Consider the following 15176-nt stretch of genomic DNA (forward strand, 5'->3'; position numbering starts at 1 on the left):
GGCAGAGGCCGAAGCCAACTTCTACGCAGCTCTGGAAACTGAAACCATGGCCGCGTAGCTTACATCAACCGGCCTCCGGCAAACCCGGGGCGGTTCAGGTCTTGATTCACCCGGAGATTGCGCCCCTTTTCGTTTCTGCCAACTTTGCGCCACGACGCGGGTTTTTTTGCTTAAATTTCAGTCAAAAGCGTTGGCGCATTGGCCTCGATCACGACGGCATGCTGGACAGATGGTTAAACATAACTCAAGATGAAGGACAGATGGCTGCAAGAGCCAAGGGCAATCAAGCCTCGTTTCTCCTTTGCGTGAGGGGGGCGGGGCTTTTTTGATATGGGTGCGAAAAAACCGTGGAACTTCGTCTGGGTCTCGTCTTCTCTACAACCGGCAGCTATGCCGCGCTTGGGCAAAGCGCGCTTGCCGGGGCGCTGGGCGCAATCGAGACCATCGGTGAGCGCAACGGTGACCTGATCACGCCGGTGATCGCGGATCCCGGCGGCGATTTGGCAGCCTACGAGCGGGTGACGCGAGAGCTCCTTGAAAGTGGTGTCCGTCACATTGTCGGGGCGATCACCTCGTGGAGCCGAAAGGAGATGATTCCGCTGCTGGAACGGTATGGCGGACTTCTCTGGTATCCTTGCCCCTATGAAGGTTTCGAGAGCAATGATCACGTTGTCTACCTTGGTGCGTCACCGAATCACCATGTCATTCCGGCAATGGATTGGATCGCAGCGCAAGGTTTCCGGCGCGCCTTTCTCGTAGGCTCAAACTATGTCTGGGGGTGGGAAACTCTGCGGTTGGCGCGGGAATGCCTGACGGCCCGGGGGGTCGAGGTGGTGGGCGAGCGCCATGTTCCGCTGGGGATGATATCGCCAAGCCGCATTTTTGAAGAAATCGGCGACCAGAATGCAGACTGTGTCATCGACAGCCTCATCGGGCCGTCCAATACGAGCTTTCTTCAAGGCCTGGCAGCGCGCAACATGGCGGGCGCTCAACCTGTCCAGGTGGTGAGCTTCAACCAGACCGAGGCGGATCTCGATGAGATCGGACCGGCGGCCAACGGGCTGCTCTCGGCGGGAAGCTTTTTCGAGCCGAACGCATCTGACATGCTGCGCGACGTCGCGCGGAGACACGCTCCGAACCAGCGGGTATCTTCCTTTTTTGCAACCTCCTTCGCGGCGGTTGAGATCATTTCCGCCGCCGTCAGGAGGGCCGGCACCGACGATCCGTCGACAGTATTCCGTGCGGCGGTAGAAACACCCGTCGTTACGGCCATGGGGGCAATGCCGATTGACCCTGTGCTTCGGCATACAATGCTAACGCCCCGGCTTTCGATTGCCAGGAACGGTAGTTTCGAGGTGGTGCAATGCGCCGAGGCGCCCATCGCCCCGGATCCCTACATGACTTCTCAGACTGCCGGATTCCCCGGTTCCAACCCCGTGCCGCGACGCGAGTTGAGGGTCGTCAAATGATACGTGCGCCCGTGCATAACTTTTCCGGTCAGACAGCTATTGTCGTGCATCGATCGCCGGAAATCGGCCTCCGTATCAAGGAGCGCTGCCACCGGCTGGGCATACGCGCCCGGGTCCGAAGCGAAGACCTTGATGCCCAGGAGGTGCGAAATGCCGATATCGTAATCCTCGATATCGACACCGCCGATGACGGCATTTTGCCGTGGGAGCGCGCCACGGCGCCGATGCCGCTGATCGGGCTGATTGGATCGGAAAGCCCCGGGAGATTGGCATGGGCTCTGGCGCAAGAGGTGGACGCTTTCCTGCCACTGACGGGGCTGGGCAACCTCTTTTCCGCGATGGTGATCGCCCACGAGGTCTTCGCGCGGAAAGCCGAACGCCGCGCCCGCGAGGCTGAACTGGCACGCCGCGGCAATCTTCGGCTCGAAGTCATCCGAGCCGTTCTTGCCTTGATGGAACACGGGCGCGATGAGGCGCTTGCGCTGAAACAGTTGCGGACAATGGCGATGGTCGAGCAGATCAGCCTCGAAGACGCGGCTGTCAGACTACTGACGGAGAGGCGCATTGCCGGAGGGCGGGCAATATGAGCGACGCACAAACCCTACGTCCGAAATCTCAGAGCCGGTTCATAGTCGTGATCAGCGAACTGATGCGCCGCCCGCGCGCGGCGTTCGGCATGGCGGTGATCATGGTGATGGTTTTCGGCGCGGTTTTTGCGCCCTTGATCATGCCGCACGATCCATTCGAGCAAAGCTTCGACGGGCTCGACCTGATGGGCGGCCCGCTTCCGCCCGGCGGCGACTACTTGCTGGGCACAGATCTTCTGGGGCGGGACCTGGCCTCCCGCCTCATCCTCGGCACGCGCACCTCGCTGATCATCGGGCTGGTGGCGAACGGAATCGCGGTTATCCTGGGCGCGAGTGTCGGCATCGCGGCGGGGTTTTTCGGCGGCTGGACAGCAGCCATTCTGATGCGTTTCACCGACCTGATGATGGCCTTTCCGGCGCTGTTGCTGGCGATCGTCCTGGCGGCCATCTTTCAACCCAGCCTCATGATCGTCGCGCTCGTGATCGCCATGGTCAACTGGGTTCAGATGAGCCGCGTGATCTATACCGAAACGCGCAGTCTTGCCGAGCGCGAGTTCATCCAGGTGCAGCGCGCCATCGGCTCGTCGTCGCTCCGTATCCTCGGCAAGCACCTTCTGCCACACCTTCTGTCGTCGATCGTGGTGTTTGGAACGCTGGGCATTTCGACAACGGTATTGCTGGAGGCGACGCTGAGCTTCCTAGGCGTGGGCGTTCAGCCCCCGATGCCAAGCTGGGGCAATATCATCTTCGAGAACCAGACCTACTTCTCGACCGCGCCGTGGCTGGTGTTCATTCCCGGACTTCTGATCGTCCTGCTGGCGCTGGCATTCAACCTTGTGGGAGATGCCCTGCGCGACATTCTTGATCCGACACTGAAAGGCCGTCACGGATGAGTGGTTACCTTGTAAGACGTCTGATCGAAAGCGCGCTGATCCTGCTCGGGATCACCTTCGTGACCTTTGTGCTCCTGTATATGGTGCCGGCCGATCCGGCCCGCCAAATCGCGGGACGTTCGGCCACCGCCGAGACCGTCGCCAACATACGCGACCAGCTGGGGCTGAACGACCCGCTCTTCGTGCAGTATTTCCGTTATCTCGGAAACCTTTTGCAGGGCGACATGGGGCGCTCCTACCTCCAACGCGCGGAGGTTGCGGACCTGATCGCAGCGCGCCTGCCCGCATCGCTGCTGTTGATGGTGTCGGCCATCGTCACCGAACTGATCCTCGGGCTGACCATCGGTGTTGTCGCCGCGTTGCGCCGCAACAGACCCGCCGACCATACGCTGATGATTTTCAGCTTCGTCTCAATTTCGGCCCCTCAATTCGTGATCGGCATCCTGCTGCTCTATGTCTTTTCCGTGCAATTCGGGTGGTTGCCGATTGGCGGCTATGGCACTTTCGCGCACCTGATATTGCCGTCGATCACACTGGGGTTCCTCGGTGCGGGCTGGTATAGCCGGATGATGCGCTCGTCCATGATTGACGTGCTCGAGCAGGATTTCGTGCGCACCGCCCGTGCCAAGGGCCTGTCGCGCCTGCACATCATTACCCGCCATGTCATGCCCAACGCGATCCTTCCGGTCATCGCCATGATCGGGATCGATATCGGGTTGTTCATGTCAGGCATCGTTGTCGTCGAAAGTGTGTTTGGGTGGCCGGGGATTGGCCAACTTGCGTGGCAGGCCATCCAACGTGTCGACATTCCCGTGATCATGGGCGTGACCATGGTCTCGGCAACGGCCATCGTGCTCGGCAATCTCATTGCCGATCTGGTGGCTCCACTGATCGATCCCCGCATCAAGACCAAATGAAACCAACAGAGGAGAGAAGACCCATGAAAAGAAATACATTCTTGGCCGGCGTTGCCGGGCTGGCGCTTGCCGCAGGTGGCGCGTTTGCCCAGGTGAACGAGGACGCGCCGCAGGGTGGCGAGATGGTCGTGACCTACCAGGACGACGTCGCCACGCTTGATCCCGCGATCGGCTATGACTGGCAGAACTGGTCGATGATCAAGTCGCTGTTCGACGGGTTGATGGGCTATGAGCCCGGCACCACCACGCTGCGCAACGAACTTGCGGCCAGCCACGAGATTTCCGACGACGGCATGGTTCACACCTTCGTGCTGAAGGATGGAATCAAGTTTCACAACGGGCGCGAGATCATCGCCGAAGACGTGAAATACTCGCTGGAGCGCGTGACCGATCCGACGACCCGCAGCCCAGGCGCGGGCTTTTTCGGCATGATCGACGGGTTCGACACCTGGAACGCGGGCGAGGGCGACGGGCTGAGCGGCGTCGAGGTGATCGACGACAAGACCGTACAAATCACGCTGTCGCGGCCCGACGCGACCTTCACCCATGTCATGGCGCTCAACTTTGCCTCGATCGTGCCGCGCGAGGCGGTCGAAGCCTCGGGTGAGGATTTCGGGCGCGAGCCGGTTGGTTCGGGCGCCTTCCGTCTGGCAGAATGGACTCCGGGCCAGCAGGTCGTGTTCGAGCGTTTTGAAGACTATCACCGCGCCGGCGTGCCCAAGCTGGACAAGGTGACCTTCGACATTGGCCTCGATCCGACGGTGGCCTTGCTGCGGCTTCAAAACGGCGATGCTGATGTGCCCGGCGACGGTATCCCGCCCGCGCAGTTCCTGCAGGTGATGAACAACCCCGAGCAGGCCGACAACGTGGTCGAGGGCGGGCAGCTTCACACCGGTTACATCACTCTGAACACGCAAATGGCGCCGTTCGACAACGTGAATGTGCGAAAAGCTATGAACATGGCGATCAACAAGGACCGGATCGTCCAGATGATCAACGGGCGCGCCGTGCCTGCCAACCAGCCGCTGCCGCCGTCGATGCCCGGCTACGCGGACGACTACGAGGGCTACCCCTTTGATCCCGAAGCCGCGCGCGCGATGCTGGCCGAGGCGGGCTTTCCGGACGGCTTCACCACCGAGCTCTTCGTCATGAACGTCGATCCCAACCCGCGGATTGCGCAGGCGATCCAGCAGGATCTTTCCGAGATCGGGGTCAAGGTCGAGATCCGCAGCCTTGCGCAATCCAACGTGATCGCGGCGGGCGGCGAAGCGGATCAGGCCCCCATGATCTGGTCGGGCGGCATGGCCTGGATCGCGGATTTCCCGGACCCATCGAACTTCTACGGTCCGATCCTGGGCTGCGCGGGTGCGGTGTCCGGGGGCTGGAACTGGTCCTGGTACTGCAACAAGGAGCTCGATGCCCGCGCCGCGGAGGCCGACGCGATGGCCGATCCGGCCCTGGCCGATGAGCGCGAAGAGGCATGGCGCTCAATCTATGTCGACATCATGGATGACGCGCCCTGGGTGCCGGTGTTCAACGAGCAGCGGTTCACGCTCGTCTCGGACCGGATGGCGGGCGATGACAGCCTGTTCGTGGACCCGGTGCACATCCCGGTGAACTACGATTACATCTATTCCGTCGAGGCGGAGTGATTTCATGTGCAAGGCTTGCGATTACACAATCCATGGCCACCATCACTACGGGTGGGATCATTCGATCCCACCCGCCCAGACGGTGGCGCCGGGCAGCCGGGTACATTTCCAATGCCTGGACAGTTCAGCAGGACAATTGACCCGTGAAAGCACCGTCGCCGACGTCGCGACGTTGGATTTCGGCAAGATCAACCCGGTCACCGGCCCCGTCTACATCGACGGTGCCGAACCGGGGGACGTGCTGAAGATCACTCTGGAGCAATTCCACCCGTCCGGCTTCGGCTGGACGGCCAACATCCCCGGCTTCGGGCTGCTGGCCGACCAGTTCAAGGACCCGCATCTGAAGGTTTGGGACTACGACCCCGACACGCTGGCGCCGTCGCTGTTCTCCGACATCGCGAGAGTGCCGCTGAAACCTTTCGCGGGAACGATCGGGCTGGCCCCTGCCGAGTCCGGGCTTCATTCGGTCGTACCGCCGCGCCGGATGGGCGGCAATCTCGATATTCGCGATCTGTCCGTAGGGTCAGTGCTTTACCTGCCGGTCGAGGTCGCGGGTGGTCTGTTCTCTGTTGGCGACACCCACGCGGCTCAGGGCGATGGCGAGGTTTGCGGCACGGCCATCGAAAGCCCAATGGATGTCGAACTCACGCTCGACCTGATCAAGCAGGAAAAGCTGGACTTCCCGCGGTTCTCGACGCCAGGGCCGGTGACACGGCACCTGGACGCCAAGGGTTACGAGGTCACGACCGGGATCGGATCGGACCTCATGGAAGGCGCGAAAAACGCCGTCTCCGGCATGATCGACCTGCTCGGCAAGCAGCATGGGCTGTCGGCTGAGGATGCCTATCTGCTGTGCTCGGTCGCGGGCGATCTGCGCATCTCGGAAATCGTGGACATGCCGAACTGGGTCGTGTCCTTCTATTTCCCACGGGTCGTTTTCGAATGAAGCCTGACTCTGAAATCGGGCGGGGCGACACCGCGCGCCCCGTTCTTTCCGTTCGCGATCTGACCGTTCAAGTGGCGACCGGCGAAGGCGGGAAGACCGTTCTCGATCACCTGTCCTTCGATTTGCAGCCCGGCGAGACGCTGGCGCTGGCCGGCGAAAGCGGGTCGGGCAAGTCGATGACGGCACTGGCGATCATGGGACTTCTGCCGCGCCCGATGGCCCGGATCACGGAAGGATCCATCCTGCTGGGCGACCAGGACCTGGTTGGTCTGAACGACAAGCGGTATCGCGACATCCGCGCGCGGCGGATCTCGATGATCTTTCAGGAGCCGATGACCTCGCTGAACCCGCTCATGACGGTTGAGCGCCAATTGTGCGAGGTGCTGCTGGAGCATCGCATGTGCACGCGCAACGAGGCGCCGGCGCGGGCGCTCAAACTGCTGCGCGATCTGCGTCTGACCGACCCGGAACAGCGCATGAAACAATACCCGCACGAGTTGTCGGGCGGCATGCGGCAGCGCGTGATGATCGCCATCGCGCTTGCCTGCGAACCCGAGATCCTGATCGCCGATGAGCCGACGACGGCGCTTGATGTCACCGTTCAGGCCGAGATCCTTGACCTGATCCGCCTGATGCAGAAAGAGCATGGAACTGCCGTGCTGATGATCACGCACGACATGGGCGTTGTGGCCGAGATGGCCGACCGGGTCATCATCATGCGGGAGGGCAAGCCGGAAGAGACCGCCCCGGTGGAGCAGATCTTCGACGCTCCACGTTCCGCCTATGCCCGGCAATTGCTGGCGGCGGTTCCACGGCTTGGCCATGCGCCGGAGCGCAGCGTCAAGGACAGCGCGAAAAAGCTCGTGGAGGTAGATGACCTGAGCGTCCGGTTCAATGTAACCGGCGGAATCTTCAACCGGACTGTTGCTCGGCTGCATGCGGTCGAAGGGGTATCTTTTGAAATCCGAGCCGGAGAAACGCTCGCACTTGTCGGCGAGTCCGGCTCCGGAAAATCCACCATCGGCAAGGCGCTTCTGGGGTTGGTGCCCTGGGACGGGTCGGTGCGGATCGACGGCACACAAACCCGGGGAATGTCGCGCCGGGCGATGCGTCCGGTTCTGCGAGATATCCAGATGGTCTTTCAGGACCCCGGCGCATCACTCGATTCACGCATGACGGTGGGAGAGCAGGTGGTAGAGCCGCTGAAAGTGCACCAACTCGCCAGCGGTTCCGAGCTGACCGATCGAGCGGAATTTCTGTTTCAACGGGTCGGTCTATCCAACGATATGCTTTCGCGTTACCCGCACGAATTTTCTGGCGGCCAGCGCCAGCGTGTCTGCATTGCTCGGGCGCTGAGCCTGTCGCCCAAGGTGATTGTCGCGGATGAAAGCGTGTCTGCGCTGGATGTCTCTGTGCAGGCCCAGGTTCTGGACCTTTTGCAGGAGCTTCAGGACGCGGATGGCCTGTCCTATCTTTTCATCAGCCATGATATGGCCGTGGTTGACCAGGTGGCCGATCGAGTGATGGTGCTGCGCCTTGGGCAAGTGATGGAAGAAGGCCCGCGCGAGGCCGTGCTTCACGACCCGCGACACCACTACACACGCAGGCTCTTGTCGGCCGTTCCTGTTCCGGACCCGTCACGCACCCGGGCGCTCCTGCCGCCGGCGCCCGATGCGCAAAGCCCGGTCCTGGCACTCGGCGAAAGTTTCCAACGCGTCCGGCTTGAAACGGTCGCGGGCAGCCACCGCGTCGCGACCGGCACTTGACCCCATGACAGGCGACAGGATCGGTGATCCAGCTCGCCGTTCAGTGTCTTTTTGTCTGGCGTAATCTTTGGTTACTTGCCGGGGTGTCGCCATGAGCCACCTCCCGATCTCGACGGGAAGTTCCTTAACCTGAGCCCCGGTCGGGCCGCCTGCTTCACCGCCCGCGCCCGGCCCGGGCAGCCTGCAGAAGGCACAAGGGCGATGAGAGCACGATCAATCATTTCGCCGCGGAAGGCATGACAATATCTCCGCCTCACCGGCATTTACATACCAGTCTGCAGTTCCCTGTCTGCCCGAAGCCGGCTTGTTTTTCGGTCACGCAAAGCACGCACAGCGGCGGTTTTCAGAAGCGGTCGGAAACCTCCACGGCAACGTCGATCATGACCTGTTGGCGCTTTTCGCGGATGACCGTGAGCGCCCGCGCCAGTGCATCGGGCAGGTCCGATCCGCTGGTGACCTTTTCAACATGGGCGCCGCCGGCTTCGGCCACCTTCACATAGTCCGGGGCAGGGGCCAGGGAGGTCAGCGGCATGGTGTTCATGCGTGCCGCCGCCCCGTCGGGATAGGCGTTGCGAACCGAGCGACGGACCGCGTTCCAGAGGCCGTTGTTCTTGACGATGGTCAGCAGCGGCAGTTCGAGTGCATTGGCAATCTGGTGACAGGCTACGGGGTTGGCGAAGATGTAGGAGCCATCGCCGATACAGGCCACGGTCAGCCGGTCACGGTCGGCGAGCTGCGCGCCGAGGGCAGCGGGCAAGGCCCAGCCGAGACCGCCGGAATGCGGGTTGGAAAACAAGCGGTTGGGCCCCTGCAGATCCATCGCGCCGGCAACCACCCCAAGCTCGGAAAACACCACCCCGTCGGGGCCCAGCACCTCAGAGAGGCACCGGCTGAGCCACTCCGCGCTCATCGGGCTGCCGTCCCCGCCGCTGGCCGAGGCCGCAACCTGGGACCGACGCTGCAGGGCGCGCTCGCGCAGCGACGAGACGCGGTCGGCAACCGTTTGCCCGGGCACCGCGGCGGCGTCGAGCGCATGCAGGAAGGCTGTCGGGTCGGACTGGATCGCAAGATCCGTGCGGTAGCCACGCACCGGCATCTTCAGGAAATGCGGATCCGGCCCGACATGGACGATTCGAACCGCGTCGCCCGGCCGGTGTGCCGCCTCGATCCACGGGATGTCGCAATCCAGCGCGATGACGAGGTCAGCGCCGTCCAGAACCTCGCCGGGATCGTATCCGAGGAAGGCGGGGTGCGCGGAAGGCATGACGTTGCGCACCGAGAACGGCTCGCCGACGCCGATACCATGCCGGGTCGCGATCGCTTGCAGGGTCTGCGACAGCGCGCCGCCGGGATCGCCCCGCTGCACGAGGATCACGGGCGCCCGGGCCTCGGCAAGCCAGCCCGCCACCCGGGCGACCGCGCCCGGGTCGGGCTGCGCCGGGGTCGCGGCGGGGCGGGGGCTCGGCGCGGGGATGCGCGTATCGGGAAAACTCTCGCTGAGCGGTTCGCGCGGCAAGCTCAGATAGACGGGGCCGGCCGGCTCCGAGGCGGCGGCGGCGAGCGCGCGGGCCACCAGCGGCTCGGCCTGTTCCGGATAGCGCATCTCGTAGTGGTATTTCACAACGTCAGCCACGAGAGACGCCTGGTGATACATCTCCTGACCATACTGGATCGGGGTCATCCGCGCGCCCTTGCGGCCCTGCTCGGTGATCGGCGTGCGGCCTGACATCACCAATACGGGGATGTTGTCGGACGCGGCATTTATCACCCCCATGACCGCGTTTGCGAGGCCGACGTTCACGTGCACCATGATTGCCTGTGGCTCGCCGGTGACGAGGTAATAGCCATGTGCCATCGCCACGCTTGCGGTCTCGTGCGGCACGGTGACCGGCTCGGGAATCTCACTGGGTGGGATTTGGGAGATCGCTTCGATGATCGGAGGGAAATCCGTGCCCGCGTTCGCGAAGAAGTAGGAGACCCCATGGAACCGTAGCGCGGCAAGAAGCGCCTCGGCACCTGTAGATTCTCTATTTTTTTCAATATTTTCCGGCATCTTCCATTCCTCCGCCCGTCGAAACACAAGCCTTTATCGGCCCCTGCGACAAAATGCCCTTGCCAAAACGCCGATGGCAAGTGAATTTAGAATTCTCATAAAAAGAGATTCTTGGCGGACTTTGCGGGTCCGCGAAGTTCAGGGAGGAAAAAAATGCGCAAACTATTCACCGCCATGACACTCGGGCTCGGGCTCGCCGCCGGGGGCGCCTCGGCGCAGAACGTTGGCATCGCGACGTCGAACCCCGGGTCGCTGTTCCACAACATCGGCACCGCCGTTGCGAACGCGGCGAACAACGCCGGCCTCGACACGACGATCCAGCCGGCCACCAGCCCGAACCAGTTCATCCCCTACCTCAACTCGGGCGGGATCGAGTTCGGCGTCGCGAACCTTCAGGAGGTCAGCTACGCCGTGACCGGCGACGCCTGGTGGAACGGTAACGTCAACGACAACCTGCGCCTTGTCGGCATGCTGATGCCGCTCAACGAAGCCATCTTCGTGCGCAAGGACGGCGACATCATGAGCCTCGAGGATCTCAAGGGCAAACGGATGACCGATGGTTACACGGCGCAGAACACGATCCTGCCGCAGCTCTCGGCGATCTATGCCACCGCGGGGATGACCCGCGATGACGTCGAAAAGGTGTCGGTGGCTTCCGTCGTGGCCGGGGCCGACGCGTTCATGGCCGGTGACACGGTGGGCTTCATCTTCGCGCACGGCGCGGGCAAGGTCCGCGAAGCCGATGCCGCCGTCGGCGGCCTGCGGGCTCTGACGGTTGCCGACAGCAGCCCGGAGGCGCTGGCCAAGGCCCGCGAGCACTGGCCGACCGCGAACTTCATCACGATGCCGGCCGGCTCCGCGCCGGGCGTGCTTGAGGATGGCGTCTACATCTCCTTCCCGCAGGTGGTCTTCACCCATGCCGGCGTGTCCGACGACGTGGTCTATGCGATGGCGAAGGCGATGTACGGCGGCAAGGCGGACATGGCAGGCACCTTCCCGCCGTTCAACGCCTTCAACCCCGACGACATGCACGGGGACGGTGGCAACGTGGCCTTCCACCCCGGCGCGCTCAAGTTCTTCGAAGAAGCCGGCTTGAACTAAGGGCACCTCGATGTCGCAATCTCTGCCTGGAGAGGCCGCTCGCGGCCTCTCCCCCCGGCTCTGGCGCCCGGTCGCCGATGCGCTGGCGACCATCCTGATCCTTGTCGCCTGCGGTTGGGCGCTCAACCTGCCGCGCGAATTCGGCTGGTCGTTCTATCCCCAGCAGTTCTTCGCGGCGATCCTCGCGCTGGTGCTGCCGCTGGCCTTTCTCACGCTGCCCGCGCGCCGCTCGTCCCGTCGTGACCGGCTGCCGCTCTACGACGTGGGCCTCGCCATCGCCAGCTTCGTCATGGTCGCCTACATCGCGGTGCGCTACCCCGAACTGGTGTTGCAGATCTTCAGCCGACCCATGGCGGTCTGGCTGCCCGGGCTGATCGTGATCGGCCTGATCCTCGAGGCGCTGCGCCGGGCGACCGGCTGGGCGCTCGTCATCATCATTTCCGTGTTCCTGCTCTACGGTCTGTTCGGGAACGTCTTCCCGGGCCGCCTGCAGGGCCGCGCGCAGCCGTGGGACATGCTCGCCGGCTACATGGCCTTCGACAGCAACGGCATCCTCGGCCTGCCCATCAGCGTGGCCGCGACCGTGGTGATCACCTTCATCCTGTTCGGCACGCTGCTCGCCACTACCGGGGGCACCCGGTTTTTCACCGACGCCGCGATGCTGCTCATGGGCCGGTTCCGCGGCGGTTCGATGAAGATCGCCGTGCTGTCGTCGGGGCTGTTCGGGTCGATCTCCGGCTCGGCGGTGGCCAACGTGGTGGGCACCGGCGTCATCACCATCCCGATGATCAAGTCCGACAAATACCCCGCCCACAAGGCCGGGGCGATCGAGGCCGTCGCCTCGACCGGCGGCCAGCTCATGCCGCCGGTGATGGGTGCGTCGGCTTTCCTCATGGCCGAGTTCCTGTCGGTGCCCTATTCCACGATCGTGCTCGCCGCGCTGGTGCCGGCGATCCTCTATTACGTCGCCCTGTTCGTGCAGGCCGACCTCGAGGCCGCCCGGCTCGGCATCAAGGGCGTGGCGCGTGACCAGATGCCTTCGGGCAAGGGTGTCATCGGCGGCCTTCACTTCGTCTTCGCATTCGCCGTCCTGATCTACGCGCTCTTCGTCATGCGCTGGCAGCCGGAACGCGCGGCCCTGCTCTCGGCGCTGTCGTTGGTGCTGACCTCGATACTCCTGGGCTACAAGGGCGAGCGGCCGCGGTTCGGACAGTTGTTCAAGGCTCTCTCCACGACGGGCCACGCGGTTGTCGAGATCATCCTGATCTCGGCGGCGTCGGGCCTCGTGATCGGGGTTCTGAACGTGACCGGGCTCTCGTTCAACCTCACCTACCTGCTCGTCCAGGTCGGGGCCGGTTCGGCGGTGCTGCTGCTCGGGCTCTCGGCGATTGTGTGCATCGTGCTCGGCATGGGGCTGCCGACGCTGGGCGTCTACGTTCTGCTCGCCGCCCTCGTCGCGCCGGCGCTCGTCGAGGTGGGGATCGAGCCGATCGCGGCCCATCTCTACGTGCTCTACTTCGGCATGATGTCGATGATCACCCCACCGATCGCACTCGCGGCCTTCGCCGCGGCCTCGATTGCGCGGGCGGACGCGATGCAGACCGGCTGGGCGGCGATGCGCTTCGGTTGGTCGGCCTACGTGATCCCGGTGCTCTTCGCCTTCTCGCCCTCGCTGATCCTGATCGGGGCGCCTGCCGAAATCGCGGTGGCCATCGTCACGGCGGTGGTGGGGGTCTGGTTGATCTCCGCTGCGCTCGCAGGCTACTTCTCGCGCAGGCTCACCGGGGCCATGCGCGCCACCTTCGTCGTCTTCGGCTTCATGGCGCTGGTTCCTGCCGGGGCCTTCGAAGGGGCGATCTGGTCGGATCTGGTCGGTGTCGTCGGGGGGCTCGCCCTGATGGCGCGTGAAGTCATCCGGGGCCGCAGACAGCAATCAGAGGAACCAGCATGACCGGCACCGGCAGTGCAGAGCGCATCCTCGCAATCCTAGACGTGTTCACCGAGGATCATCTCGAATGGACGACGGAAGAGTTGATGGCCCGCCTCGGCTATTCCCGGCCCACGCTGTATCGCTATCTCAAGGCCCTGCGCGAGGCGGGTTTCCTGACATCGCTGCCAGGCGCGGGCTTCACGCTTGGTCCGCGCGTGGTGGAACTCGATTATCTCCTGCGCAAATCGGACCCTTTGGTTTCGACCGGGCAGAAACATCTGGAGGCACTGATCGACGCCTACCCATGCTCGGCCCTGCTGGTGCGGTGGTATGGCGCCAAGCTCTTGTGCGTGGCCTCGGAATCCTCCACGCCCAATCCGCTTTCGTCCTATGCCCGCGGACGTGCCATGCCCCTTGCCCGCGGCGCGATCAGCCGGGCGATCATGGCGTGGCTTCCGCGCCGCCAGCTGGAACCGCTTATTCTGGCCAACCTGGATGAGATGAAGCAGATGGGCCTGGGATCGACGTTGGATGAGGTCCTCGAGGCGATGCGCCTTGTCCGCCGCGCGGGCGCCGCGGTCGCGCATGGCGAGGTCACCCCCGGCGTGATCGGAACCGCCGCCCCGGTGTTTGACGCCGGGCAGTCTCCCATCGCCGCTGTGACCGTGACCATCGCCGGACGAGAGGTCACGCCCGAGACGCTCAATTCCATCGAACGCGACGTGAAAACCCGCGCCGCAGCGATCACCAAGGCCCTCGCCGAACGGCGCGTCGAAGCCCGGGAATCCGCCGGCGACTTCGCTCCAATCGAATTCGAACTAGAACGGAAATCGTCATGAAAAAGATCGACATCTTCAACCATATCTGGCCGGAACCCTTCTTCGATGCGTTGATCCGCGTTGTCGGCACGATGAGCGACATCACCAACCGCTCCGGGCAGGTGCCGATGATGACCAAGCTCGACAGGCGGTTCGAGGTGATGGACATGTTCGGCGAGGATTACGTGCAGATCCTATCGCTCGCCTCGCCGCCGCTGGAAATGATCGCCGGGCCGGAGCAGGCGCTCGATCTTGCCAAGATCGGGTCGGACTCGATGGCGGAGCTGTGCCGGAAATATCCCGAGCGCTTCCCGGGCTTCATCGCCACCGCCGCGCTCACCGCGGGCGATGCGGGCGTTGAGGAATGCCGGCGGGCGATCGAGGACCTTGGCGCCGTGGGCGTGCAGATCTTCACCAACGTCGCGGGCGACGCGCTCGACCACGAGAAATACGCCCCGTTCTTCGACTACATGAACAAGGTCGACAAGCCGGTCTGGATGCACCCGTCCCGCGGCGAGAAGTTCGCCGATTACAGGAACGAAGACCGCTCGGAATACGAGATCTGGTGGACCTTCGGCTGGCCCTACGAAACCTCCGCCGCGATGGCGCGCATGGTGTTCTCGGGCTTCTTCGACCGCTGGGAGAACCTCAAGGTCATCACCCACCACGCCGGCGGCATGATCCCCTATTTCGAGGGCCGTGTCGGCCCCGGCTGGGACCAGATGGGCGCGCGCACCACCGACCGCGATCTCAAGGCGGTAAGGGAGGCGCTCAAGCGTCCGCACCTCGAATATTTCAAGGATTTCCGTGCCGATACCGCCACTTTCGGTTCGAGAAAGGCGATCGAACACGCGATCGAGTTCTTCGGCGAGGATCACGTGCTCTTCGCGTCCGACGCGCCCTTCGACCCGGAAGGCGGGCCGATGTATATCCGCGAAACCATCCGCATCCTCGACGAGATGGACATCTCCGAGACCACGCGCCGCAAGATCTACCAGGATAACGCGGCAGCGCTCCTCGGGCTCGAGCTTTGAGGGGGCGGGA

At 63.6% G+C, this 15176-nt stretch carries 13 protein-coding genes; 12 read left to right on the top strand and 1 reads right to left on the bottom strand.

The window, feature by feature from the left end; translation table 11 throughout:
• The 8 genes from IEW01_RS17690 to IEW01_RS12050 all read left to right on the top strand — a co-directional run.
• The coding region (locus tag IEW01_RS17690) for a hypothetical protein (RefSeq protein ID WP_229738230.1) at positions 1–329 on the top strand (329 nt) is incomplete at its 5' end.
• 18 nt (positions 330–347) lie between these two features.
• A complete protein-coding gene (locus IEW01_RS12020; RefSeq protein WP_188528001.1) occupies positions 348–1469 on the top strand; it encodes a transporter substrate-binding protein in 1122 nt (373 codons plus the stop codon).
• Positions 1466–2056, top strand: a complete 591-nt coding sequence (locus tag IEW01_RS12025; RefSeq protein WP_188528003.1) for an ANTAR domain-containing response regulator — start codon at positions 1466–1468, stop codon at positions 2054–2056. The genes IEW01_RS12020 and IEW01_RS12025 overlap by 4 nt, the downstream gene beginning before the upstream one ends.
• Positions 2053–2949 carry an ABC transporter permease gene (locus IEW01_RS12030; RefSeq protein ID WP_188528005.1) on the top strand — a complete coding sequence of 299 codons (897 nt, stop codon included), beginning with the start codon at positions 2053–2055 and terminating at the stop codon, positions 2947–2949. The genes IEW01_RS12025 and IEW01_RS12030 overlap by 4 nt, the downstream gene beginning before the upstream one ends.
• Positions 2946–3866, top strand: coding sequence for an ABC transporter permease (locus IEW01_RS12035; RefSeq protein ID WP_188528007.1), 921 nt, complete (start codon positions 2946–2948; stop codon positions 3864–3866). Before IEW01_RS12030 ends, IEW01_RS12035 begins: the two co-directional genes overlap by 4 nt.
• 23 nt (positions 3867–3889) lie before the next feature.
• A complete protein-coding gene (locus tag IEW01_RS12040; protein WP_188528009.1) occupies positions 3890–5518 on the top strand; it encodes an ABC transporter substrate-binding protein in 1629 nt (542 codons plus the stop codon).
• A 4-nt stretch (positions 5519–5522) separates the two neighbouring features.
• Positions 5523–6464: an acetamidase/formamidase family protein gene (locus IEW01_RS12045; protein WP_188528011.1), complete on the top strand. Its 942-nt coding sequence runs from the start codon at positions 5523–5525 to the stop codon at positions 6462–6464.
• Positions 6461–8230, top strand: a complete 1770-nt coding sequence (locus IEW01_RS12050) for an ABC transporter ATP-binding protein (RefSeq protein WP_188528013.1) — start codon at positions 6461–6463, stop codon at positions 8228–8230. Before IEW01_RS12045 ends, IEW01_RS12050 begins: the two co-directional genes overlap by 4 nt.
• A gap of 343 nt (positions 8231–8573) precedes the next feature.
• Here IEW01_RS12050 and IEW01_RS12055 read toward each other — a convergent pair whose 3' ends face one another.
• Positions 8574–10283 (bottom strand): thiamine pyrophosphate-requiring protein, encoded by a 1710-nt coding sequence (locus IEW01_RS12055; RefSeq protein WP_188528015.1) that lies wholly within the window; start codon positions 10281–10283, stop codon positions 8574–8576.
• Positions 10284–10436: 153 nt separating this feature from the next.
• Here IEW01_RS12055 and IEW01_RS12060 point away from each other — a divergent pair, with 153 nt between their 5' ends.
• The 4 genes from IEW01_RS12060 to IEW01_RS12075 are packed head-to-tail and all read left to right on the top strand — an operon-like array spanning position 10437 to position 15166.
• The gene (locus tag IEW01_RS12060; RefSeq protein WP_188528016.1) at positions 10437–11384 is read left to right on the top strand and encodes a TAXI family TRAP transporter solute-binding subunit; all 948 of its coding nucleotides are present in this window, start codon (positions 10437–10439) and stop codon (positions 11382–11384) included.
• A 10-nt stretch (positions 11385–11394) separates the two neighbouring features.
• Entirely contained in the window at positions 11395–13335 is a 1941-nt protein-coding gene (locus tag IEW01_RS12065; RefSeq protein WP_188528018.1) for a TRAP transporter permease, read from the top strand.
• Complete coding sequence (locus tag IEW01_RS12070; RefSeq protein ID WP_188528020.1) at positions 13332–14153, top strand: IclR family transcriptional regulator; 822 nt, start codon at positions 13332–13334, stop codon at positions 14151–14153. Before IEW01_RS12065 ends, IEW01_RS12070 begins: the two co-directional genes overlap by 4 nt.
• On the top strand, positions 14150–15166 hold the full coding sequence (locus IEW01_RS12075; protein ID WP_188528022.1) for an amidohydrolase family protein: 1017 nt from the start codon (positions 14150–14152) through the stop codon (positions 15164–15166). Before IEW01_RS12070 ends, IEW01_RS12075 begins: the two co-directional genes overlap by 4 nt.
• Positions 15167–15176 lie beyond the last annotated feature (10 nt).

The sequence above is a fragment of the Sinisalibacter lacisalsi genome, assembly GCF_014640115.1.
Taxonomy (GTDB): Bacteria; Pseudomonadota; Alphaproteobacteria; order Rhodobacterales; family Rhodobacteraceae; genus Sinisalibacter; species Sinisalibacter lacisalsi.

Coding starts and splice junctions, on each gene's coding strand:
- IEW01_RS12025 (WP_188528003.1), top strand. CDS start 1,466: ATGATACGTGCGCCCGTGCATAACTTTTCCGGTCAGACAGCTATTGTC.
- IEW01_RS12030 (WP_188528005.1), top strand. CDS start 2,053: ATGAGCGACGCACAAACCCTACGTCCGAAATCTCAGAGCCGGTTCATA.
- IEW01_RS12035 (WP_188528007.1), top strand. CDS start 2,946: ATGAGTGGTTACCTTGTAAGACGTCTGATCGAAAGCGCGCTGATCCTG.
- IEW01_RS12040 (WP_188528009.1), top strand. CDS start 3,890: ATGAAAAGAAATACATTCTTGGCCGGCGTTGCCGGGCTGGCGCTTGCC.
- IEW01_RS12045 (WP_188528011.1), top strand. CDS start 5,523: ATGTGCAAGGCTTGCGATTACACAATCCATGGCCACCATCACTACGGG.
- IEW01_RS12050 (WP_188528013.1), top strand. CDS start 6,461: ATGAAGCCTGACTCTGAAATCGGGCGGGGCGACACCGCGCGCCCCGTT.
- IEW01_RS12055 (WP_188528015.1), bottom strand. CDS start 10,283: ATGCCGGAAAATATTGAAAAAAATAGAGAATCTACAGGTGCCGAGGCG.
- IEW01_RS12060 (WP_188528016.1), top strand. CDS start 10,437: ATGCGCAAACTATTCACCGCCATGACACTCGGGCTCGGGCTCGCCGCC.
- IEW01_RS12065 (WP_188528018.1), top strand. CDS start 11,395: ATGTCGCAATCTCTGCCTGGAGAGGCCGCTCGCGGCCTCTCCCCCCGG.
- IEW01_RS12070 (WP_188528020.1), top strand. CDS start 13,332: ATGACCGGCACCGGCAGTGCAGAGCGCATCCTCGCAATCCTAGACGTG.
- IEW01_RS12075 (WP_188528022.1), top strand. CDS start 14,150: ATGAAAAAGATCGACATCTTCAACCATATCTGGCCGGAACCCTTCTTC.